Below are 22,115 nucleotides of genomic sequence, written 5' to 3' on the forward strand. Positions count from 1 at the left end.
TTAAATTCACATCTGAATAAGAATTCCGCTTTTTCATTTGCATTATTTGTAATATGTAACTCTGATTTCATTACCCTTTTTTAAGGCTAGAGACCCAGCAAGCCCCTTAACTTTATTTATTCCCCATAAAAAAGCCGCCTATGCGGCGGCTCTTATCACTTAAAGAAATTAAGCATTAATCTTTTCTTTAGCTACAACAGCCAAAGAGTTAAATGCATTAATATCGTTTACTGCAAGATCAGCAAGCATTTTACGGTTCATGTCCACTCCAGCGAGTTTCAAACCGTGCATGAATTTGTTGTAAGACAATCCGTTCATGCGAGCTGCTGCGTTAATACGAACGATCCACAATTTGCGGAAGTTACGTTTTGTCTGACGACGGTCACGGTATGCATATACCATGGATTTCATAACTTGTTCGTTAGCTGTTTTGAAGATACGGTGTTTAGAACCGAAATAACCTTTAGCAAGTTTCAATACTTTTTTATGACGACGACGAACAACGAATCCGCCTTTTACTCTTGCCATATCAAAGACCTCCCAGAGAATATATGTTAGTAATCAGTGGACTATTTCAGGTTAGCCAAACCTTGTTTCAGACGCTTAACGTCACCAGGTGCCATAACCGGGCTGCCTGCAAGAACACGCTTAGTGCGTTTCGATTTATGGGAAAGCAAATGGTTTCTGTATGCTTTGTAACGTTTCACTTTACCAGTACCAGTAACTTTGAAACGACCCTTCAGGCTGCTGTGAGTTTTCATTTTAGGCATTGTGTATTTCCTCCTCCAAGTTTATCTGGCTCAAGATTTAGGAGCCAAAATCATAATCATGCTACGGCCTTCAAGTTTAGGTTGACGTTCGATGCTGCTGAGTTCAGCAACTTCCACTTTCACGCGTTCCAAGATCTTCTGACCGATATCCGCATGGGCGATTTCACGTCCACGGAAGCGGACGGAGCACTTCACTTTGTCGCCATCCTTCAAGAACTTGATGACATTGCGAAGCTTGGTTTGGTAGTCATGTTCCTCGATATTCGAACGGAACCACACTTCCTTGATGTCCACAACCTTTTGATTCTTACGTGCTTCTTTTTCTTTCTTTTGCTGTTCGTAACGGAACTTACCGTAATCCATAATACGGCACACTGGCGGTTTAGCCTGCGGAGCCACGTTAACCAGGTCAAGATTAAGATCTGCAGCCATCTGCAATGCTTCGCGTATAGGCTTGATGCCGATCTGCTCTCCTTCAGCTCCGACCAAACGAACTTCCTTCGACCGAATTTCATCATTAATCATGTGTTCTTTACTAATAACTGTCCACCTCCAGATCGTTATCGATAATCCCTATACAGATAAAAAATAAAGGGATGCCGGTACGCTACCGACATCCCTGAACAATCAACAATTCTTCATGAAATTCATTCACAAATCATTGGATCGTTACCAGTCAGCTTAATGCCGATCAGGTGAGAAGTCGGACCTTCTACTTTTGAATCCATATTCCAGAAACAATCACCTAAACAATAATACATGTTCATAACTGTTTTGTCAACAGCTACATAAAATTTATCCTTGTTTACTCTGAACCTCTTCCAATCGAACGACACGTGTATGCTTCGTGTGGCTCCATTGCTTATTGTTCTGGGTAAAGAAGGCGTACAGCGTAATTGGATACCACGATAATAGATAAATCGGGAACAAGATAAGTGAAGTGTACACTTTCTTGAAGCGCACCTTCTCCAGAGCTAGAGACAACAGGAACGTCACGACGTTTGCCGCAATAGCAAGGAATCCAACCCATAACGGCAGGTAACCGTAAATATTAGTAATGTTCGGTCCATTGAACAAAATAATATCTACGAAGCTGATTGCTGTCATGATGAAGGTCAGCAATACCACATAGACGTTAGCACTGTATACGGCAAGGTCAAATTTCACCAAGCTGCCTTGCTTGATACTTTTCCAGATCAATGGGAAGAAGTATCTTCTGGCTACCGTAAAGTGTCCCTGCATCCAGCGTAGACGTTGTCTTGCCGACGCTTTAAAAGATAAAGGCTTCTCATCAAACACCTTAGCATCATAGTTAAACACCGGATATACATCACGATCTACAGCACGCATCGTAAACTCCAGATCCTCAACCAGAGACGTAGCTCCCCAGCCCATGTCTTTGAGCAGCTTGCTCTCAAAACACATCCCTGTTCCGCCAAGGAAGTTAGCCATATTGAGATTATGACGGGAGAGCTGCCACAAGCGGTTAATGTACCAGTAGGAAATACCATAAGCCGCTGTGATCCAGGAATCCTCAGGATTCTTCGTATCGATATAGCCTTGAATGACTTTAGCTCCTCTGTTCAGGTCATTGTTCATTTCCTGAAGGAAGTTCTTCGCAGCCAGATTGTCAGCATCAAACATAACAACGGCATCATATTGCTTCGGCATGCTCCAGAGCTCTTTAAGCATCCATTCAATTGCATAACCTTTACCGCGCTGATCGGCATTTGTTCTTACACAAGCATTCATACCATGTGCCCGAACGATCTCAGCCGTATTATCTGTACAATTATCACAAATGACAAATACGTCGTACAATTCTTTGGGATAATCCAGTTTCTTTAAATTTTCCAGCAAAGCTCCAATGACTTCTGCCTCATTATGAGCAGCAACCAATACAGCAAAAGACTTGTTCGGCGGAAACTGTTGTTTCTTCTTCTTCTTAATCAAGCCGAACAGAGAAAAACCAAACTGATACACAGCTAGGAACGCCAAGATCACTTGAAACGTTACAAATATCGCATTAAACATTTGTTCTCTGCTACCCCCTCTTTAAATGTGAGCATCTCTTTTTTTTAACACACATTTCTTTTTAAAAATTAATGACCCTTTTTTGTTTCGTTTTTATCTTTGCCACTTATTCTTTACTGCCTACTCGATTTTGTATGCTTTCTTTAATTTTGTCAAAATCGCCAAAAGTCATCTTCGAGCGAAGAAAACGTTCTTTTGGACTGATTTCCTGACAGAAACTACGGTAAGGCTTTCTTTCACAGCAGTTTGTTCTTATTTTCATCCATTTTCACGATTTTTATTTGGATGCTCTCTTTATTTCTTCTGTTTATTAGCAAGCATACACGTTGAAATTCCATAAAGAGGACAAACTTCTATATCTTAAACGGATCAAAGAACAAAAAAGTTTGAGTATTTAAAACTCAATTTTTTTTAAACCATCTCAAGCAGCTTGAATCATTTTATATTTTTTTGAACCTCAAAGTCAAAACTTCCGTTTTTTTGTATAATACACATGGGTTATTCTTGATAAGGACATGATTAAAAAATATGATAAACTTAGGTTTACACGGGGCATGTCGGTAAATTACCAGCCTGCTGACTCCTATGTGGACAGTAGTACATCAAGCAGGGGGACTTATAATGGACCGTCTTTTCGTACGACTTCAGGCGATGGAGCAAAAAATTTTCATATGGATTAACGGACGTCTACATAACCGTTTTCTCAATTTCTGGCTCTATTATCTAACTCACCTCGGTGGAGCCACCTTTACGATCACAGCTTCCTTGTTCATCGGCTTTATCGCACCCGAACCCTGGGGATCAGCCGGTTACATGGCATTCACCGCACTGGCTATAAGTCATATTCCAGTTGCTGCGGCGAAGAAGCTGTATCCGAGAATCAGACCATATTTAGCCATGCCGGAAACGAATACGTTTCGCAATCCATTATCCGATCATTCATTTCCATCAGGTCATACAACGGCAATCTTTTCTGTAACGATGCCTTTTATGTTTACGTTTCCTGAAGTGACCATCTTGTTGCTTCCTGTCGCTTGCATCGTCGGTTTTTCCCGAATTTACTTAGGGCTGCATTATCCTTCTGATGTCCTAGCCGGGGCAATCATTGGTACTTCTGTCGCATTTGGCACAGTTGCATTGTGGCCCTAACCTAGAGTATCTTTGAATGACAGAAATCAGAGCAAGGAACAGGTGAACAGAGAGTGAGTAAAAAAAGAGTGTTGTTATTATCTGAAGGATTCGGAGCTGGACATACTCAAGCCGCATACGCACTCTCGAGCAGTTTAAGAAAACTCTCATCTGATGTGCAGACGAAAGTGCTTGAACTTGGGAGTTTTCTTAATCCCCATGTTGCTCCACTGATCATAAATGCATACAAAAAAACCGTAACTAATCAACCCAGGCTCGTCGCACTAATGTATAAGAGTCAGTACAAGAAACCGATCAACCGTTTTACGACTCTTGCTCTTCACAGGCTGTTCTATACACATACTCGAAGCATCATACGGCAGTTAAAACCGGATATCATCGTATGCACCCATCCCATTCCCAGCGCAGTCATAGCCAGATTGAAGAGATTGGGATTACAGGTGCCGTTATGTACCGTCATAACTGATTACGATGTACACGGAACCTGGATTAGTCCCGAGGTGAATCGGTATTTGGTTTCTACTACAGATGTAAAGGACAAGCTGACCCAGCGGGGTGTTACTCTCGAGAAGATCCAAGTAACCGGGATCCCGGTGCATCCTAATTTTTGGGAGCATCCAAGCCATGATGAAATTAGACAGAAGTTTAATCTGAAACCGATGCCAACTGTGCTCGTCATGGGCGGAGGCTGGGGACTGATGACGGACGAAATTGTTAACGAATACTTGGCCAAGTGGCATAAAGATATTCAATTCATTTATGTTCTGGGAAACAACGAGAAATCACGAATTGCCATGGAACAAAGCCCCATTTATCAGCAGCCGAATATTCATGTAATGGGCTTCACGCGAGAGGTCGACAAGCTAATGGAAGTATCGGATCTTCTTGTAACCAAACCAGGCGGCATGACCTGCTCAGAGGGTCTGGCCAAAGGCATTCCGATGCTCTTCCATAATCCGCTTCCAGGCCAAGAGCAAGAGAATTGTCAGTATTTCACTGATCTAGGACTCGGAGAGCCCATCAGCTCGCTTCAAGTGGTTGAAAAATGGATGAACAAGCTTTTGAATAATTATTCTGATATTGTCCAAAAGCGAGAAAAGCATATTCGGGAAATTGAAAAGTTCCATCCCATGCAGAGTGCTAGAAGCATTCTTGAATTGGTTGACTCAGAAAGGGTGCCCACATAAGGCACCTTTTTTATATTTATGAGGACAAGCTAAAAAAATTACACTATGAATTAATATTCCATTTCATATAACAATATCAAAAAACACCTTCTCTCAAGAAGAAAAGGTGTTTAGCAGTAGATCAACTTCATTATTTATGCAGTTGGTTCCTGATAACGATATTTTTTAAGACGAATCTCTTGATATTCCTTAAGAGCATCTTCACCAATCAATACTTCAACGCGGTGAATATTCATCCCTTTACCCATGAACTTCTGCTCATACTCCGTCATGACATGCTCCTCATTCAGCCCATCCCGGTGCAAGTTCAAGGAGATGTTAGTCATTTGGAGCCCATAATCCGCAAACGAATTTAGCGAGAACTCAAACAACGTCTCAGAGTCTGTTTTGAAATGAATTTGACCTTGACTGTTCAGCACTTCCTTATACTTGTCCAGGAAACGCGGATGCGTCAGACGTCTCCGAGCATGCTTAGACTTTGGCCACGGGTCACTAAAGTTAAGATAGATTCGTTCCACTTCTCCCTGCTCAAATACATCCAGGATGTTCTCAATATTAGCAAGAGCCAGCTTCAAATTAGGAGGCGTCTCGATCTCTTCCTCAGCCCAAGCTGTTCTAGCCTTATCGCTGGCACGACGAACAAGCTCATCGTACATATCAATACCGATATAATTCACATCTTGATTGCGGTAACTCATTTGACTAATGAACTGTCCTTTACCCATTCCAAACTCAACGTGGATCGGCTTTCCGTTTCCAAATAAGTCAGCCCATTTGCCTTTATATTCTTCTGGATTTAATATAACCAGATCCGTTTGACTTTCCAGACTTTCGCGAATCCCTTTTCTGCCGCGTAAACGCATGTCTCTCCCCCGATTTTTCAGTAAAATGTTCCGGCATTAATTGTGCCTAAATATCGTTCAAATGTAAAGCCTTTATATACGATTGAAATTGTAACCATTTGAAAAGGAAAAAGGAATCGCACGCTGCACATAGAGTGCACAGCACGATCCCTTCTTCAAATATATTTGGAATTGGGGTCCAACTACTTTAACAGTTCATAGTCTACCTTATCTTGGGTGGAAAAATCAAATGTCTTTTCAAAAGCATTTCTTATTTTTTTCTTAGCAATCGCTTCTACCTGTGGGTTTCCGTTAAATTTAACGCCAGTTAGCGCCAATGCTTCATCTGCAGTAAGCTCGACAGAGATTTTGTGCCCGCCTGATTTTAGACTTGAATTCATGTTAATCACCTCACGAATAGTATGGCCGAGACGAAAAAAATGTATGAATTCTGCGAAAAAATAGTGTGTTTTTCAAGGTCTGACCTCAGCTAAAATATAACATAACTGTGTAATGTTTTGCAAGAGGTAAGCGCTATCTTTTTTGCCCTTTTTATCGAAGTTTTCGCTGTTGTCCTCTACAGGAAAATTCCCAATTACCAGCGCTTTTTGTTACAATAGAAAAAGTGGAAAAAGGGTTGTGTATCCCTTAGTTTTCATTCACCTGTATTTAGTTTGATGAATCAACAAAGGAGTTTCCTAATGAATATGCCAGTTTCAACTCCTCCGCTGCTATGGGGAGATAAGCGATTTCACACTTGGAATCATGAGATGCGTGAGCAGTTTGATAATAAAGTATTTAAAGTCATGCTGGATGCTGGATTTACCTGTCCCAATCGGGACGGCTCCATTGCCAAAGGCGGTTGTACTTTCTGCAGCGCACGTGGATCCGGTGATTTTGCCGGTTCGAGACGTGATGATCTAATTACCCAGTTCAATACGATAAGAGACCGACAGCATCAAAAATGGCCAAACGCCGAGTACATCGGATATTTTCAAGCTTATACCAATACTTATGCGCCGGTTGAGCAGCTTCGCGAGTATTACGAAGTGATTCTCAAGCAGCCTGGTGTCGTTGGGTTGTCCATTGCAACAAGGCCGGACTGTCTGCCGGATGATGTGGTAGACTATCTGGCTGAGCTTAATGAGCGTACTTATCTATGGGTTGAAATGGGGCTTCAAACGATTCATGAATCCACCTCCCAGCTCATTAACCGTGCTCATGATACGAAGTGTTATGAGGATGCGGTGGAGAAACTGAGAAAACGAAACATTCGGGTATGCACTCATATCATTCACGGTCTCCCTCAAGAGACACATGAAATGATGCTGGAGACGACGCGTGCGGTGGCCCATATGGACGTACAGGGCATCAAGATCCATTTGCTCCATCTCATGAAGAAGACACCTATGGTTAAGCAGTACGAGGCTGGTTTGCTTCGGTTCATGGAACAGGAGGAGTACATTAAGCTGATCGTGGATTCCCTGGAGATTTTGCCTCCAGAAATGATCGTCCACCGGTTAACCGGGGATGCTCCTAGAAATCTGCTGATCGGACCCCTCTGGTCCATGAAAAAATGGGAAGTGTTAAACGGCATTGATGCTGAGCTCCGTGCACGTGATACATGGCAGGGTAAATATTGGAGGAGAGCTTGATATGGGATTTATTTCGGTACTCAGCTGTGCCCATCAATGGATCGCTGCCCGACTGCATTCCGGTGATTATGCAATAGATGCAACACTAGGGACAGGATCAGATGCCTTGTTCCTAGCTCAGACCGTAGGTGCAAAAGGCCACATCTATGGGTTCGATATTCAGGAGGAGGCCATCCGCTTGTCTTCTGCCAAGCTGAACAACGCAGCGAACATGAACAAGCTCGCTCCCTTCTCCCTCTTCTGCTGCAGCCATGCAGATATGAAAGAGATCATTCCGACGGATAAGCATGGACAGATTGGTGCCGTGATGTTCAATTTGGGCTATCTTCCCGTAGAGCATGCCGATCATAGCGTAATTACTGAGACCACGAGCACCATCACGGCTTTGACAGCCGCTCTGGAACTTCTCAGACCCAAAGGCATATTAACAGTAGTCCTTTACCCAGGACACCAAGGCGGAGATGAAGAAGCGACCAGCGTCTCTAAGTGGGCTTCTCAATTGCCTACAGACGTTGGACAAGCGGTCATTTATAGACAGCTGCAGCGAGAAACAGCCCCCTATCTTATCGCCATTGAGAAAAAGTAATCTCATGGTCCCCGGGTAAAATCATTATAAACTTCATATGTTAAGGAGAGGACAGTATGACAGCACCATACCCATTGCAATTTGAACCTGAATTTAAAGAGAGAGTCTGGGGAGGACGCGCTTTAGAGCAATTCGGTTTATCTCTTCCCGAGGGTCATATTGGCGAAGGCTGGATGATCGCCGACCATCCAAATGGAACAACCAAAGTCATGAATGGCGAGCTCGCTGGCACAGGACTTGACGAGATTCGAGAGCAATACGGTAAATCATGGCTAGGCACAAAAGGCGTTTCTGAAAAAGGCGGCCGATTCCCGCTGCTCATTAAACTGCTCGACTGTAATGATGATCTGTCGGTCCAGGTGCATCCGACTGATGATTATGAAGGACTTCCAAAGGGAGAGCTTGGAAAGACCGAAATGTGGTATGTACTTGATGCCAAGCCCGGTGCCAAGATCATATACGGGCTCAAAGAACAAGTAACCTACGATCAGCTCCGTTCTGCCCTGAATAACGGAACAGTAATGGATACACTCCAGGAAATATCCGTCGAGGCGGGCGATTCCTTCTTTATACCAGCAGGTACAGTCCATGCCCTATGCGCTGGAGTCGTCGTCGCCGAAATTCAGCAGAATTCAGACACCACTTACCGCATATTTGATTACAATCGACCAGGACTTGACGGAAAGCCTCGGGAACTACATATTGAAGATTCACTGAATGTAACGAAGTTTGAATCCACAGGGGCAACATCCATGAAGACGAATCATGCCGTTCCAGGAGAGTGGCTTACTCTAGCTTCATGTCCTTATTTCGTAGTGGAAAAAGGCATTGTCTCCGGCACATGGGATCTAAATACGACCGAAGACAGCTTTACTATACTCGTCGTATGTGACGGAACAGGCAGTCTTGCATGGAATGGCGGAGCAAGCCTTGCCCTTACAGCGGGTCAGTGTTACTTGATTCCTTCCAGCCTGGGAAGCTACCAGTTATCTGGTGAAGCAACGGTGCTGCGTTCTTATCTTCCGTAAATAATGGCTTGGAACAAGCCAGACATCAAGGAGGGCTACTTGGTCATGCAGGAATCCACGTTTCAGATGCTGGATAGTGACGAAGTCAATATCTATGTATATCGCTGGACTCCGGAGGGTCATATACCGGTCAAAGGGATCGTACAAATTGCTCACGGTATGTGTGAAACAGCGAAGCGTTACGAAGAGCTGGCCAGTACATTGACGGACCATGGATATATCGTCTACGGTAATGATCATCGGGGTCACGGTATAACAGGCATGGCACAAGGCATGCTGGGCGACGGCGGTCCGGATGTGTTCAACTGGATGGTAAAGGATGTTGCTGAGCTTGGTGAATATATACGCAAAGAACAGCCTGAATTGCCGCTATTTCTGTTAGGACACAGTATGGGGTCCTTTATTACTCAGAAGCTGATGTATGCATATCCTGATCTGTTTGATGGCTACATCCTGTCTGGAACGAATGGCAAACGCGGCCTTCTCAAATTTGGTCAACGGCTGGCTGCTCTGCAAGCCGGCTTACAGGGTCAAGAGCATCGCAGTCTTCTCTTGAACGCAATTATTTTTGGTGGATATAACCGCGCCTTTCGTCCTGCAGCCACTCCCTTTGACTGGTTATCCAATGATAAAGAGGAAGTTAGAAAATTTGTTGAGGATCCAATGTGCGGGGCTATATGCACCACTCGTTTTTTCCGGTGCTTCTTCGATCTGTTAATGGAGATTCATCTGCCTAAGCATATGAGCAAGATCCCCAAGGATAAGCCTGTGTATATCTTCTCGGGTGAGCGGGATCCGGTGGGCATGTATGGTAAAGGGGTCATGAGTCTGGTTGAGAATTATCGAGAACTGCAATTTACCGATCTGCAATATCGGCTCTATCCTGATGGAAGACACGAGATGCTGCACGAAGTGAACCGTAAGGAAGTCGAGCTGCATCTCGTAGATTGGCTGGAGCAGCATGTGCAGCAGTGACGCTAGCTTCTGTATCTTTGGATTGGGGTAAACAGCCCATCTGACGTGATGCCACAACAGACAATCTGATTCATCTATTAAAAAGAAAGCCTCAGATCGTATTCTTAGTATCAAAAAAGCCTTTCTGCCAATGCCGTCCAATCGTTGCATTGAGCAGAAGGGCTATTCTTCTTTACCAGTTCATACGTTCACGCAGAGAAGTGATGTGTGCCGTATGATGCAGACTATGCCAGGAGTACAGTCTCACACATTCTCCCAGAGTCAGCGTCTTCTGTAATCCAGGATGATAAAAGGTGCGATCATATTGTTCAGCACTCATGGACTCCAGCAGAGCGGTCCAACGCGAATGCAGGCCTTCTAGAATCGACAAGGAAGCGTTAATATGCACATTGGATACATCTGTTGTCTCTGCCCACAAAGACTCTTCATAGGGTTTGATAGCGGGTTCATTCTCGGTAAGCGCAAGTTTGAAACGAATAAAACTGTTCATATGACTGTCTGCAACATGATGAACGACTTGATGCACTGTCCAGCCTTCAGGCCGATAAGGCGTAGCGAGCTGTTCCTCCGATAGTCCTGATATTGCATCCTGCAGTCTCGCTGGCAGCCTCTTGATGTTGTCTATCCAAATCCTACGGTTCTCTTCAGTAGTGGGATCTTCAACTTCCAAGCCAATCGGATACCTCAGATCATTTTTCATTTCCAATCTCCCCCTTGAAATATTTCTCATTTAATTACTTCACAGTATAAAAAAGACAGGCGCAGCAAACGATGCGGCCTGTCCTTATTTATTCTAGAGAACCTTCGCTTTATCCTTCTAGCAGAAGAGATTCCGGGTCTTCAAGCAATTCTTTTACAGTAACCAAGAATCGAACTGCATCACTTCCATCAATGATTCGATGATCATAAGACAGCGCGATATACATCATAGGTCTGTTCTCCATACGCTCATCATCAATCGCTACAGGGCGTACCTGAATTTTGTGCATACCGAGTATACCAACCTGCGGTGAGTTCAATATCGGTGTAGAGAGCAATGATCCGAAGATTCCACCATTCGTAATTGTAAATGTTCCGCCTTGCAGCTCATTGAGAGACAACGAGTTACTACGTGCTTTGGAAGCCAGCTCTCCGATATTCCGTTCAATTTCAGCAAAGCTGAGGCGATCTGCATCGCGTACCACCGGTACGACAAGCCCTTCCTTCGCCGATACCGCAATACCGATATCATAGAACTTCTTCACGACAATGTCGTCCCCGTCGATCTCAGCATTAACAAGCGGGAATTGTTTAAGTGCTCCTACAACCGCTTTGGTAAAGAAAGACATAAAGCCAAGTCCGACATCATGCTTTTCTTTGAATTTGTCTTTACGCCGTTTACGAACATCCAGGATAGCTGTCATATCAACTTCGTTAAAAGTTGTAAGCATCGCCGCCGTCTGTTGAGCTGCAACCAAGCGTTTAGCGATGGTCGCACGTCGACGAGACATCTTGGAGCGTTCAACCGGTTTCCCAGGGTTTGCTTCTGCTGCTGGGGCAGGTGCACTAGCAGGCTTGCTTGGAGCTGCTGCAGGAGCAGCAGGTACAGACCCATGAGATTTTACGTCATCAGAATGGATGCGTCCGATCGGATCCCGCGTTTGTACTTGGTCAAGATCGATTCCGCGTTCACGCGCTAATTTACGAGCAGATGGCGTGGCTGTATAGCCATTGGCGCCTTCATCCTCTGCTTTGGGAGCGGACTCATTCTTCACAGGTGCCGAGACCGGCGCTGCTTCTGAAGCTTGTGGCGCAGGTACCGGTGCTGGTGGTGCAGAAGCCGCTGCTGATTCTTTGGCTCCTGCTCCTGCTTCTAACTGTGCAATCGTCTCACCAATCTGAACCGTATCCCCTTCTTGATGAAGGATGCTTGTAATGACTCCGCTCTCTTCCGCACTGATCTCAATGTTGACCTTATCCGTCTCGACCTCAAGCAGTACATCTCCTTGATTGACGGTATCCCCTTCTTTAACGATCCATCTGGATATTGTTCCCTCCGTGATGGATTCTCCCATAGCCGGTACTTTAATTTCGCTCACAGCAAGCTACCTCCCCAGTGGAATATTTTTCTTTGAACTTTGCTTCAATACTTTGGACAAAATTTGCTGTTGCTCTGCGACATGTACATGTTGGAAGCCAGTCGCCGGACTAGAACGCTCAGGCCGTCCTGCATAATCAAGCTTAACACCTGCAGGTAATAGCTCACGAAGTCTTGGCTCCATATATGTCCATGCTCCCATATTCTTAGGTTCTTCCTGTGCCCAGACGATTTCCTTCACATTACGGAATCTGGCGAGGAAGCGACGAATTTCTTGTTCAGGGAAAGGATACAATTGTTCCACACGCAAGATGTGCAGCCAGGACCAATCTTCACCTTTTTCCTTATCAATTGCCTCTTCAAGATCGATCGCGATCTTGCCGCTGCAAAGAAGGATACGCTCCACCTTATCAGGAGCTGCTCCAAGAATAGGCTCTTCGAGCACTGTTTGGAAGCTGCCTTCGCTAAACTCTTTAGCTGGAGAAGCTACACGCGGGTTACGAATCAGACTCTTCGGTGACATCAGCACGAGCGGTCTCGCATCATCTGTCTCCGTTAGTGCAGCCTGACGGCGAAGCAGATGGAAGTACTGCGCGCTGCTGGACAGATTGGCAACAATCCAGTTATCATCTGCACACATTTGCAGGAAGCGCTCTAGTCTTGCGCTCGTATGCTCAGGTCCCTGGCCTTCACTTGCGTGAGGCAAGAGCATCACCAGGCTCGAGTTCTGGGACCATTTTGAACGTCCAGAAGATACGAATTGGTCGAACAATACTTGAGCACAGTTGGCAAAATCACCGAATTGAGCTTCCCATATTACCAGTGTCTCTGGTGCATAAACGTTGTAGCCGTACTCAAAGCCTACTACAGATTCCTCTGACAGAGGGCTGTTATATAGGGCAAAAGAAGCCTTGGCTTGCGGCAAACGATGAAGTACATTGTAGGAATCTCCCGTCTCGGAATCATGCAGCACCAGGTTGCGATGAGCAAATGTAGCCCGCTGGGAATCCTGCCCCGACATCCGAATCGGTTTACCGTCAGCCAGAATTGTAGCAAAAGCGAGTGTTTCCGCCAAGCTCCAATCTACTTTTTCACCTTCGTTCAGAGCATTCTGGCGTCGCTGCAGAATACGCTGCAGCTTAGGATATACCTTGAAGCCTTCCGGCCACTTGAGCAGCTCAGCGTTAATCTCGCGCAGCTTCTCAATCGGAACTGCCGTTTGCGCATTTGTCAGCCGTTCCGGTCTTTGCAGTTCAGTGCTGCCGGCATCAACCTTGTCATGCACTTCCTCATGGCTTACCGTTCCTTGCTTCACTTCATCATAAGCCTGCTTGAGCTGATTCTGAGCCGCATTTCTCAGATTCGTAAGCAGATCCTTCTCACCAGCTCCAGACTGAACCAGAACATCCGCATACAATTCACATACGGTTGGATGATTCTTCACTTTACTGTACACGAGTGGTTGGGTTGTTTCCGGATCATCGGTCTCGTTATGTCCATAACGGCGATATCCGATCAAGTCGATCAGGAAATCTTTGTTGAATTTGTTACGATATTCACTCGCAAGGCGGATCGCTGCCATACACGCATCAGGGTTATCCGCGTTCACATGAATGATTGGGATTTCATATCCTTTGGCCAAGTCACTGGAGTACATCGTTGACCGAGATGCCTCACTGTTCGTTGTGAAGCCGATCCGATTGTTTACGATAATATGAATCGTACCGCCATTTTGATATCCCTTCAGAGATTTCAAGTTCAGCGATTCAGCAACGATCCCTTCTCCTGGGAATGCAGCATCTCCATGCATTAGAATCGTTGCTGCTTTAGTAACGTCCTGCTTCGGATATCCTGCCTGTCCTCGGTCATCCTGAGCTGCTCGTGCAAAGCCTTGAACCACTGGGTTCACATATTCAAGATGACTCGGGTTATTTGCCATCGTAATCTTAGCTTGAACGACCTCGCCTTTTTTCACATAGCGCGTTGCACCCAGATGGTACTTCACGTCTCCCGTCCATCCGTAATTAACGCCAGATGAGCTCTCAGACGGAACAAGATCTTTATTGTTCGTCTGGTGGAATTTCGAGAAGATCTTGCCATATGGTTTGCCGAGTACGTGCGCAAGCACATTCAGGCGTCCACGATGGGCCATCCCCATCAGAATATGGCTGGATCCTGCTTCGGCCATGATCTCAATAATTTTATCGAGCATCGGAACGAGCACATCGTTCCCTTCAATGGAGAACCACTTCTGCCCCACAAAATTTTTGTGAAGGAACTGTTCGAACTGTTCCACTTCCACAAGTCTGGCCAGGAGTGACTTCCGCTCATCTGCGGTCAGCTGAACAGCCGATGAACCTGACTCAATGCTCTGATACAGCCAGTTGCGTTCTTCTTCATCTTGAATATGATTAAACTCGTAAGCCAGCGGCCCTGTATATATATCACGCAATCGCTGGATTGCGTCTAATCCAGTCATGGTCTGTGAATCTGCATTCTCCCAAATGATTGAGGCAGGAATAGCTCGTAGATCTTGCTCGCTAAGCCCCAGTTTGGATGGTGTGAGCAGGCTCTCTTCTGTCTTGACATCCAGCTGGAGCGGATCAATATCAGCAGCCAAATGTCCGAATCTTCGGATATTTTGAACTAGCTTGCCCGCTGTAACCGCTTTCTGTAACAGCTGTAGATCTGCAACTCCCGAACTTGCATTACTCCCTGTAACTGATGAAGCAAGTCCTTGATTGTTCTCGGGGCCAATATCCATCGGAGGCGGTCCCCATTCTTTAAAAAGCGTGCGGAATTCAGCATCAACTGCCTCTGGGTCAGCACTATAAATCTCAAACTGTTGTTGTACGTAACCGAAGTTTGGTCCGTAGTATGTTTTCCATGGGCTTTGCATATTGCCATCTTCGTTAGCCATTTAACGTTCCCTCCGTCAAAATATTTGGTTTGTGCCAGGACGGAAAATCATTCTTAATTTCATAAAATTAAACTCAATCTCTAATTATAAATCAATTTCTCGAAGAAAACATCTATCGCTGTTTTCTCCAGAGTTTCCTCCGAGCTGGAGGATTTTGTGAATAATGCTTCTAAGCTGTAAGATTCTACCCTTATTCTATAAACTATTGCTCCTGAGAGCATTTCCAATTTTAAAGGTAATCAATGCATTTTTTAGATGAATCACTTCAAACCCCTGCTGTACCAGCAAATATTGATTCTATCAAAATGTCATGAGGATGACAAAAAAATAAAGCCCTTTCATTTAAGAAACAAATTTGTTTTGAAATGTGGGCTTTATTTTGTAAAATTTGTCTTCTCTTCCATCTTAACTAACTTAAAAAGTTTTTATACTCAGCTAAGCTCCCTGAATTGTGCCGTATGCAGGCGGCTGTATACTCCGCTTCTCGATACCAGCTCCTCGTGACTTCCTTCCTCTTCAATTCCATTCGGCGTAACCACGATAATGCGATCTGCATTTTTGATCGTAGCCAGTCGATGGGCAATAACGAGTGTGGTTCTACCTTGTGACAGCTCAGCAAGGGACTGCTGGATCGCCGCTTCTGTTTCTGTATCCAGCGCTGAGGTCGCTTCGTCGAGAATTAGGATCTTCGGATTTTTCAAGAACATTCGTGCGATGGCAATCCGCTGCTTCTGCCCTCCCGATAATTTAACGCCTCTTTCCCCGATCACAGTCTCCATTCCTTCCGGCATCGCTTCAATCGTTGGAGCAAGCTGTGCGAGTCTTGCTGCTGTCCATATCTCTTCATCACTTGCATCAAGCTTGCCATAGGCGATATTCTCCCGCACCGTACCAGCAAATAGAAACACATCCTGTTGGACGATGCCTATCTGTTTGCGAAGGGAGGCCAGCGTGATCTTGGACGTATCCACACCATCAATAGTGATCCTTCCTTCTGTAGCCTCATAGAATCTCGGAAGCAGACTGCAGATTGTCGTCTTGCCAGCGCCCGAAGGACCCACAAAAGCTACGGTCTCTCCTGCTTTAATGCTAAGATTGATCTTATTGAGCACTTTGGAGCCGTCGTCGTAACCGAACGAGACTTTCTCATAATGGATATTGCCTTCAAAATCCGGTGCTTCCCTGGCATCCTTACTGTCCTTAACATCCGGCTCTGTGTCCAGCAGTTCGATGTATCTCTGGAATCCGGCAATGCCTTTTGGATAGCTCTCAATAATCGCATTAATCTTGTCGATTGGACGGAAGAACACATTGGTCAGCAATAAGAAGGCAGCAAACTGTCCGTAGGTCAGCTCCCCTTGTAAAATAAACCATGTTCCGCAGATCAGCACAAATAAGTTGATGCTTCTGGTCAGCATGTAGCTGATCGTAATATTCTGGGCCATAATCTTGTAGCTGAACAGCTTGGTCAGCCTGAACTCACGATTATCCTGCTCAAAGCGCTTCTTCTCAAAGCCCTCGTTAGCAAATGCTTGTACAACACGAATTCCGCCAATTGTATTCTCTACACGGGAATTGAAGTTAGCAATGTTACCGTAAAGCTTGCGGAAGGCCTTGGTCATCTTGGTATTGAAGTACAGGGCCAGCCATATGACGATTGGTACAATAATGAAGGTAAGTACTGCAAGCTTCCAGTTGATCCCGAGCATGAGCAGAAATGCACCGATTAAAGTCATGACCGCGATAAATAAATCCTCTGGGCCATGATGCGCCATCTCGCCGATATCCATCAAATCATTGGTGATGCGTGACATAAGATGCCCTGTCTTGTTGTTGTCGAAGAACCGAAAGCCAAGCTTCTGGAGATGGTCAAACATCCGGCTTCTCATATCCGTCTCGATATTGATACCGAGCATGTGGCCCCAATAGGTCACTATAAAATGAAGAAACGCAGTAATAACATAGACTGCAAGCAAGCCGGTGCAGGCAACGATAATGCTCTCAAAATTACCTGAAGGGAGCAGCTCGTCCACTACATAATTGACCGCGAGAGGAAATCCGAGCTCCATTAGTCCAGCGATAACTGCGCACATAAAATCAATAGTAAATAGAAGCCGGTACGGCCTGTAGTAGGAGAAAAATCTGCGGAGCAAAACCATCACTCTTTTCAGTATTTATTAGGTGTGTCTTAATACTCACATAAAAGAGTTTTAAGACACGCCTTAGTTGACTCGAATATTACAAATTTTACTATAGCTTTTCACTTCATTAAAGAAAAATATGACACATCTCCATACGGCTAAGAATCTGCCTGCATATTTTGGATAGGTAAGCGGAGAATAATAACAACAATTTATTGACATCCGTTATTCACTGCAATTGAACACCAGCAGCTGATTAGCATGTTTTTTTATCGTATACGTTCAGATTAGGTTTCAATTCGCTTCGTGGTGGTAAGGAGCATAAAGGAGGAATGATGCTTGAATCGTATAATTAAAATAGGCATTATTGGCAGCGGCGGAATTGCCAGAGCCCACGCCGAGGCCTATAAACAACTTGATTATGTTGAAGTAGTAGCCGTAGCAGATATTATCCCCGGAAAAGCCGCGCTGTTTATTGAACAAACGAACCTTCCGACAGCGAAGGCTTTCGACGATCATCAGCATCTGCTCGAGCTGGATCTTGACGGAGTCAGCATATGTACACCTAATTTTTCGCATCACAGCATTACCATTGACGCATTGAATGCGGGTAAGCATGTCATGGTAGAGAAGCCCATGTCTGTTACATTAGACCAAGGTATTGAAATGGTGGAGACCGCACAGTGTACGGGGAAAATGCTGTCCGTCGGGTTCCAGCCTCGTTATGACCCTAATATGCAAGCGATTCGCAGCCTGATACAGGACGGTCAGCTCGGTAAAGTGTATTATGCAGAAGCAGGCGGCGGCAGAAGACGCGGGATGCCGGGCGGTACCTTCATACGAAAGGATCTGGCCGGAGCAGGAGCCATGGCCGATATTGGCTGCTATTCGCTTGATATGGTCCTTCATGCACTCGGGTACCCTAAGCCGCTGACCGTGTCTGCTTACACCTCCAATTATTTTGGCACGAACCCCAAATATCATCCAGAGTCCCACATCTTTAACGTTGAGGATTTTGGTGCAGCCATGGTTAGACTTGAAGGCGATATTCTGCTCAGCTACAAAATTTCCTGGGCTATGCATATGGACACTCTAGGCCCTACGATGTTTCTCGGGACAGACGCCGGGCTTAAAGTGACACCCGCCGGAAGCGGTCCCTGGAGTGGAGGCTGGGAAGGACGTGTCGGCAGCATGACCTTGTATCACGATATCGCCGGCCATCATACAGAGAGCCCGATACCAATACAGCATCACCAGATCAACCTGTTCCATGCCAAAGTGTTTGATTACGCCGAGGCGATCCAGAAACGACTGCCTGCGCCTATTCCTGGCGAGCAAATCCTATACAATCAGGCGATTATTGACGGGGTGCTGCGTTCTTCCGCTGCCAAAAAAGAAGTCGAGATCGTCATTCCGGATTTTTAATTCACGAAGCCTTGTTCTCATTTAGAGAAGGAGGCTTTTTTTCTTCCCAAGTCCTTCACTTTGTTATATTCTAATTAAATGATGATTTATTGACAACAAAGGAGCGACCTAATAATGACTTCATCCACAGCCTTAATGATCGTTGATGTCCAGAATGCCATGTTTGCTGATCCCGAACTACCCTTACATAATGGAAAAGAAGTGCTGAGCAATATCCAGCGCCTCCTTCAAAAAGCTCGTGAAGACGGATTGCCTGTCATCTATATACAACATACGAGTACATCAGATGACGAATTTAGCGAAGGCAAACCAACCTGGCACATTCATCCAAGCATTGCCCCCCAGCCGAATGAAAGTGTGGTCAGAAAATCCAGCTGGGACGCCTTCTATCAAACAGAGCTGCTAGCCAAGCTGCAAGAGCTGAATATTCAAAAGCTCGTTATTTGTGGAATGCAGACTGAATTCTGTCTAGATACCACGTCACGTGGCGCATACAGTCTAGGATATCATCATAATGTGCTGATCTCCGATGCACACAGTACATTCGACAGCAAAGTATTGCCTGCCGCAGATATCATCAAGCACCATAATCAAATGCTCGGTGGACGTTTTGTTCAATTAATGAAGACAGAAGACATCCTTGCCAAAGGATTCAATTAATCCACATTAATATACAAACAAAAAAGAGTCATCCCAGCTGAAGGGATGACTCTTTTTTCGTTATCGGCTATTCAATATTAGTATCTAATGGATAAAAAAACTGACTACAGCTCCATCGCCAGCCGAATCATATCCACACAAGGAATGCCGTTCTCAACAATCTTCTCCTCATAATGCCTAGTGAAGTAATCCCTGTCAATACCAGTCATTCGAAAACCCATTCGCTGGTAAAGACCTAATTGTGTAAGACTCGAATTTCCAGTTCCGATCTCAAGCGTGCCTGTCCCTTGCTGCCTGCCTTCAAATATCGCATGTTGAATCAAAGCTGTGCCAATGCCCCGGCCCTGCCAGTCTTCTGCAACAGCAATATTCACAATCTCGATCGTACCCGGTCTGGTATCCAGCAGAACCATTACACCAACGATCTCCTGATCGATCACAGCAAAGTATAATTTGCCGCGGTCAATATATTCATCCACCATAGTGCGTGAAGGATCGGCTAATAGCAGCATGGAATACGGCATCGACTCGTTATGTTGCAGTTCACGAATATTTATATCCAAGTTGCTCTTCAAAACGGTTCCCCCTTGATGTGAGCCGCCATCTTCCATATTATACTTGGTTCAGATTAACTCTCTGAAAATGCTCAACCACTGGAAACGGCTCGTAATAATGATGGAGCAGCTGCTTCCACTCTCCATATTCAGCCGACTCTCTGAATCCGATCGTATGATCCTCCAGCGTCTCCCATCTGACATGTAACAAGTACTGATGATCCGACTCCATACATTTATACAATTCATGCCCGAGATAACCCGACATGCTGGAAATAATAGCGGATGCTTTGGCAAAATCCTGTTCAAAATGGCTCTCTAATCCTGCTTTGATGTATAACATTGCACTTTCTAGAATCATAATTTTGTATCCCTCCGATGAATGTAACCTAGTCCTTGTTACGCCTCAAGCTGCTGCATCGCTTCAAGCTGCTTCATATGATGCCTGTCGTGCCAGATAAAATCCTCTACATAGCTCTGTAATGTAAAGGGGTTACCATCCAGCCCTTTATATGAGTAAGACCAATCTTCATCCACAAGCTCATATAAATTTCTAATAATCAGTTCTCTATATTTCAACGTTTCCTGCATGAGCTCTTCTATTGATATCTTACGGGCATACTCACGCGCAGCTTCATTAAACAGATCATAATCCAGATGCTGAATCTGAACCTGTTCCTTCTCCCCCGACGCGATGATAGATATGGCGCCCTCCCAAAAATAACGGTCCCATCTCATCATATGGCACACCATCTCACGAGCGGTCCACTTGCCTTCTGCAATTGGCTCATCCCAAGGTGCATTCTGCTGCATGCTCCATCTGCGAATCCAATCATGCCATTCATGAAATGAAGCGATCAACGAATTTTTCTGCACTCTATTCACGGCTTTCATCCCCTCTTCTAGAGAATTCAGTCATTAATCAATCTTGTAAGAGTGGATATTCGTCAAAAAGTGCGGGGTTCCTGCTTTTATTTTACTTCTGCCTGCTGAATCACCTTAATGATATTCGTCATCGCATCAGATGTACGATAAGTACGCATATTCTGAATGTATTTCTCTTGGTTCCGATCAAGATCATGGATGGCATGCAGCAAACTGGATGCCGTCAGATCCTCAGCAAGTAAGACACGGGCATAACCAGAAGCCTCAAACGACCGGGCGTTAATGATCTGATCTCCGCGGCTGACTTTATCCGAAAGAGGGATCAGCAGCATCGGCTTATGAAGCGCCAGAAATTCGAAGATAGAATTCGAACCGGCTCTCGAAATGACCAAATCCGCTGCGGCCATCAGATCAGGCAGTTCCTCCTGCACATATTCAAACACGTGATATCCATCAGTGACTGGAGCCCCCGTCTGCTGTCCTTTACCGCAAATATGAATAATTTGATAATCAGAAATTAAGTCCGGAATAATTTGATACAGGGCATCATTCAAGTTCTTGGCGCCCAAGCTCCCTCCCATAAAGAGCAGTACGGGTTTATCATCAGAGAAACCGAGCCGGCTTCTGCCACGCTGACGATTGCCATCTCTCAGCTCCTGCCTTATCATTGCCCCTACATGAACCACATTTGGTCTCCTAAGCTGCGCTGCTGCTTCCTGAAAGGTCGTGCATACATAATCTGCCCAGGGAAGTGCAATGCGGTTAGCAAGCCCCGGAGTAAGATCGGATTCGTGTATAACAATAGGAATACGCAGTATCCTCGCAGCAAGCACCACGGGTACGGATACGAATCCCCCTTTGGAGAACACAACACCTGGCTTGATTTTCTTCAAATATTGATAGGCTTCTCTTACACCCTTGAGCACACGCAGGGAATCTTTTGCATTTTCGACACTGAAGTATCGGCGAAGCTTCCCTGTTGCGATTCCCTTGTATTTCACACCTTCCATCCTGCCGATCAATTCAGCTTCAATCCCTTGTCTTGAACCAATATAATGAACACTGTAGCCTTGCTCCTGGTAATACGGAATCAACGCCAAATTAACCGTGACATGCCCCGTAGAGCCCCCGCCGGTAAATACAATTTTTTTAGACTTCATGAACACAACTCTCCTGTCACATTGCGTTAGCCCGCTGTTTATTAGATAATATTCACAACTGGACACC

22 protein-coding genes are annotated in these 22,115 nt (G+C 45.1%); 8 read left to right on the top strand and 14 right to left on the bottom strand.

Going from position 1 to position 22,115, the window contains the following annotated elements; all coding sequences use genetic code 11:
- Positions 1-168 precede the first annotated feature (168 nt).
- The 4 genes from rplT to BK126_RS05960 form a co-directional block, all read right to left on the bottom strand.
- Positions 169-528, bottom strand: coding sequence for a 50S ribosomal protein L20 (gene rplT / locus BK126_RS05945; RefSeq protein ID WP_076311718.1), 360 nt, complete (start codon positions 526-528; stop codon positions 169-171).
- A 41-nt stretch (positions 529-569) separates the two neighbouring features.
- The gene (rpmI, locus tag BK126_RS05950; protein WP_047910039.1) at positions 570-770 is read right to left on the bottom strand and encodes a 50S ribosomal protein L35; all 201 of its coding nucleotides are present in this window, start codon (positions 768-770) and stop codon (positions 570-572) included.
- 30 nt (positions 771-800) lie between these two features.
- The gene (gene infC / locus BK126_RS05955; RefSeq protein ID WP_090723442.1) at positions 801-1,295 is read right to left on the bottom strand and encodes a translation initiation factor IF-3; all 495 of its coding nucleotides are present in this window, start codon (positions 1,293-1,295) and stop codon (positions 801-803) included.
- 270 nt (positions 1,296-1,565) lie between these two features.
- Complete coding sequence (locus BK126_RS05960; RefSeq protein WP_076311720.1) at positions 1,566-2,804, bottom strand: glycosyltransferase family 2 protein; 1,239 nt, start codon at positions 2,802-2,804, stop codon at positions 1,566-1,568.
- A 621-nt stretch (positions 2,805-3,425) separates the two neighbouring features.
- On the opposite strand from BK126_RS05960, the gene BK126_RS05965 reads away from it, so the two are divergent.
- Positions 3,426-3,953, top strand: coding sequence for a phosphatase PAP2 family protein (locus BK126_RS05965; RefSeq protein WP_076311721.1), 528 nt, complete (start codon positions 3,426-3,428; stop codon positions 3,951-3,953).
- 53 nt (positions 3,954-4,006) lie between these two features.
- Positions 4,007-5,140 carry an MGDG synthase family glycosyltransferase gene (locus BK126_RS05970; protein WP_076311722.1) on the top strand — a complete coding sequence of 378 codons (1,134 nt, stop codon included), beginning with the start codon at positions 4,007-4,009 and terminating at the stop codon, positions 5,138-5,140.
- Between the two features lie 134 nt (positions 5,141-5,274).
- On the opposite strand, the gene trmB is transcribed toward BK126_RS05970, so the two are convergent.
- Both trmB and BK126_RS05980 read right to left on the bottom strand, forming a co-directional pair.
- Positions 5,275-6,003, bottom strand: coding sequence for a tRNA (guanosine(46)-N7)-methyltransferase TrmB (trmB, locus tag BK126_RS05975; RefSeq protein WP_076311723.1), 729 nt, complete (start codon positions 6,001-6,003; stop codon positions 5,275-5,277).
- A 182-nt stretch (positions 6,004-6,185) separates the two neighbouring features.
- Complete coding sequence (locus BK126_RS05980) at positions 6,186-6,383, bottom strand: hypothetical protein (RefSeq protein WP_076311724.1); 198 nt, start codon at positions 6,381-6,383, stop codon at positions 6,186-6,188.
- A gap of 300 nt (positions 6,384-6,683) precedes the next feature.
- Here BK126_RS05980 and mnmL point away from each other — a divergent pair, with 300 nt between their 5' ends.
- The 4 genes from mnmL to BK126_RS06000 are packed head-to-tail and all read left to right on the top strand — an operon-like array spanning position 6,684 to position 10,226.
- Positions 6,684-7,637: a tRNA modification radical SAM protein MnmL/YtqA gene (mnmL, locus tag BK126_RS05985; RefSeq protein ID WP_076311725.1), complete on the top strand. Its 954-nt coding sequence runs from the start codon at positions 6,684-6,686 to the stop codon at positions 7,635-7,637.
- A 1-nt stretch (position 7,638) separates the two neighbouring features.
- On the top strand, positions 7,639-8,223 hold the full coding sequence (mnmM, locus tag BK126_RS05990; protein ID WP_076311726.1) for a tRNA 5-(aminomethyl)-2-thiouridylate-methyltransferase MnmM: 585 nt from the start codon (positions 7,639-7,641) through the stop codon (positions 8,221-8,223).
- 56 nt (positions 8,224-8,279) lie between these two features.
- Positions 8,280-9,251, top strand: coding sequence for a type I phosphomannose isomerase catalytic subunit (locus BK126_RS05995; RefSeq protein ID WP_076311727.1), 972 nt, complete (start codon positions 8,280-8,282; stop codon positions 9,249-9,251).
- 45 nt (positions 9,252-9,296) lie between these two features.
- On the top strand, positions 9,297-10,226 hold the full coding sequence (locus BK126_RS06000) for an alpha/beta hydrolase (protein WP_076311728.1): 930 nt from the start codon (positions 9,297-9,299) through the stop codon (positions 10,224-10,226).
- Positions 10,227-10,398: 172 nt separating this feature from the next.
- On the opposite strand, the gene BK126_RS06005 is transcribed toward BK126_RS06000, so the two are convergent.
- The 4 genes from BK126_RS06005 to BK126_RS06020 form a co-directional block, all read right to left on the bottom strand.
- Positions 10,399-10,926, bottom strand: a complete 528-nt coding sequence (locus BK126_RS06005; protein ID WP_076311729.1) for a YfiT family bacillithiol transferase — start codon at positions 10,924-10,926, stop codon at positions 10,399-10,401.
- A 109-nt stretch (positions 10,927-11,035) separates the two neighbouring features.
- On the bottom strand, positions 11,036-12,304 hold the full coding sequence (gene odhB, locus BK126_RS06010; RefSeq protein WP_076311730.1) for a 2-oxoglutarate dehydrogenase complex dihydrolipoyllysine-residue succinyltransferase: 1,269 nt from the start codon (positions 12,302-12,304) through the stop codon (positions 11,036-11,038).
- 6 nt (positions 12,305-12,310) lie between these two features.
- Positions 12,311-15,223, bottom strand: coding sequence for a 2-oxoglutarate dehydrogenase E1 component (locus BK126_RS06015; protein ID WP_076311731.1), 2,913 nt, complete (start codon positions 15,221-15,223; stop codon positions 12,311-12,313).
- Between the two features lie 431 nt (positions 15,224-15,654).
- On the bottom strand, positions 15,655-17,376 hold the full coding sequence (locus BK126_RS06020; protein WP_076311732.1) for an ABC transporter ATP-binding protein: 1,722 nt from the start codon (positions 17,374-17,376) through the stop codon (positions 15,655-15,657).
- 327 nt (positions 17,377-17,703) lie between these two features.
- Here BK126_RS06020 and BK126_RS06025 point away from each other — a divergent pair, with 327 nt between their 5' ends.
- On the top strand, positions 17,704-18,789 hold the full coding sequence (locus BK126_RS06025) for a Gfo/Idh/MocA family protein (protein WP_076311733.1): 1,086 nt from the start codon (positions 17,704-17,706) through the stop codon (positions 18,787-18,789).
- A gap of 114 nt (positions 18,790-18,903) precedes the next feature.
- Entirely contained in the window at positions 18,904-19,449 is a 546-nt protein-coding gene (locus BK126_RS06030) for a cysteine hydrolase family protein (RefSeq protein ID WP_076311734.1), read from the top strand.
- Between the two features lie 104 nt (positions 19,450-19,553).
- On the opposite strand, the gene BK126_RS06035 is transcribed toward BK126_RS06030, so the two are convergent.
- The 4 genes from BK126_RS06035 to BK126_RS06050 form a co-directional block, all read right to left on the bottom strand.
- On the bottom strand, positions 19,554-20,006 hold the full coding sequence (locus BK126_RS06035) for a GNAT family N-acetyltransferase (protein ID WP_076312564.1): 453 nt from the start codon (positions 20,004-20,006) through the stop codon (positions 19,554-19,556).
- Positions 20,007-20,061: 55 nt separating this feature from the next.
- Positions 20,062-20,364 carry an antibiotic biosynthesis monooxygenase family protein gene (locus tag BK126_RS06040; RefSeq protein ID WP_076311735.1) on the bottom strand — a complete coding sequence of 101 codons (303 nt, stop codon included), beginning with the start codon at positions 20,362-20,364 and terminating at the stop codon, positions 20,062-20,064.
- A gap of 38 nt (positions 20,365-20,402) precedes the next feature.
- On the bottom strand, positions 20,403-20,888 hold the full coding sequence (locus tag BK126_RS06045) for a DinB family protein (RefSeq protein WP_177178645.1): 486 nt from the start codon (positions 20,886-20,888) through the stop codon (positions 20,403-20,405).
- An 86-nt stretch (positions 20,889-20,974) separates the two neighbouring features.
- Entirely contained in the window at positions 20,975-22,048 is a 1,074-nt protein-coding gene (locus BK126_RS06050; protein WP_076311737.1) for an undecaprenyldiphospho-muramoylpentapeptide beta-N-acetylglucosaminyltransferase, read from the bottom strand.
- Positions 22,049-22,115 lie beyond the last annotated feature (67 nt).

The sequence above is a fragment of the Paenibacillus sp. FSL H7-0326 genome, assembly GCF_001955535.1.
GTDB lineage: Bacteria > Bacillota > Bacilli > Paenibacillales > Paenibacillaceae > Paenibacillus > Paenibacillus shunpengii.

What these genes read in the sequence shown, in the direction of transcription:
- rpmI (WP_047910039.1), bottom strand. Translation starts at nt 770, where the DNA reads ATGCCTAAAATGAAAACTCACAGCAGCCTGAAGGGTCGTTTCAAAGTT.
- BK126_RS06005 (WP_076311729.1), bottom strand. Translation starts at nt 10,926, where the DNA reads ATGAAAAATGATCTGAGGTATCCGATTGGCTTGGAAGTTGAAGATCCC.
- BK126_RS06015 (WP_076311731.1), bottom strand. Translation starts at nt 15,223, where the DNA reads ATGGCTAACGAAGATGGCAATATGCAAAGCCCATGGAAAACATACTAC.
- rplT (WP_076311718.1), bottom strand. Translation starts at nt 528, where the DNA reads ATGGCAAGAGTAAAAGGCGGATTCGTTGTTCGTCGTCGTCATAAAAAA.
- trmB (WP_076311723.1), bottom strand. Translation starts at nt 6,003, where the DNA reads ATGCGTTTACGCGGCAGAAAAGGGATTCGCGAAAGTCTGGAAAGTCAA.
- BK126_RS05960 (WP_076311720.1), bottom strand. Translation starts at nt 2,804, where the DNA reads ATGTTTAATGCGATATTTGTAACGTTTCAAGTGATCTTGGCGTTCCTA.
- BK126_RS05980 (WP_076311724.1), bottom strand. Translation starts at nt 6,383, where the DNA reads ATGAATTCAAGTCTAAAATCAGGCGGGCACAAAATCTCTGTCGAGCTT.
- BK126_RS06050 (WP_076311737.1), bottom strand. Translation starts at nt 22,048, where the DNA reads ATGAAGTCTAAAAAAATTGTATTTACCGGCGGGGGCTCTACGGGGCAT.
- infC (WP_090723442.1), bottom strand. Translation starts at nt 1,295, where the DNA reads ATGATTAATGATGAAATTCGGTCGAAGGAAGTTCGTTTGGTCGGAGCT.
- BK126_RS05995 (WP_076311727.1), top strand. Translation starts at nt 8,280, where the DNA reads ATGACAGCACCATACCCATTGCAATTTGAACCTGAATTTAAAGAGAGA.
- mnmM (WP_076311726.1), top strand. Translation starts at nt 7,639, where the DNA reads ATGGGATTTATTTCGGTACTCAGCTGTGCCCATCAATGGATCGCTGCC.
- BK126_RS05965 (WP_076311721.1), top strand. Translation starts at nt 3,426, where the DNA reads ATGGACCGTCTTTTCGTACGACTTCAGGCGATGGAGCAAAAAATTTTC.
- BK126_RS06030 (WP_076311734.1), top strand. Translation starts at nt 18,904, where the DNA reads ATGACTTCATCCACAGCCTTAATGATCGTTGATGTCCAGAATGCCATG.
- BK126_RS06040 (WP_076311735.1), bottom strand. Translation starts at nt 20,364, where the DNA reads ATGATTCTAGAAAGTGCAATGTTATACATCAAAGCAGGATTAGAGAGC.
- BK126_RS06000 (WP_076311728.1), top strand. Translation starts at nt 9,297, where the DNA reads ATGCAGGAATCCACGTTTCAGATGCTGGATAGTGACGAAGTCAATATC.
- mnmL (WP_076311725.1), top strand. Translation starts at nt 6,684, where the DNA reads ATGAATATGCCAGTTTCAACTCCTCCGCTGCTATGGGGAGATAAGCGA.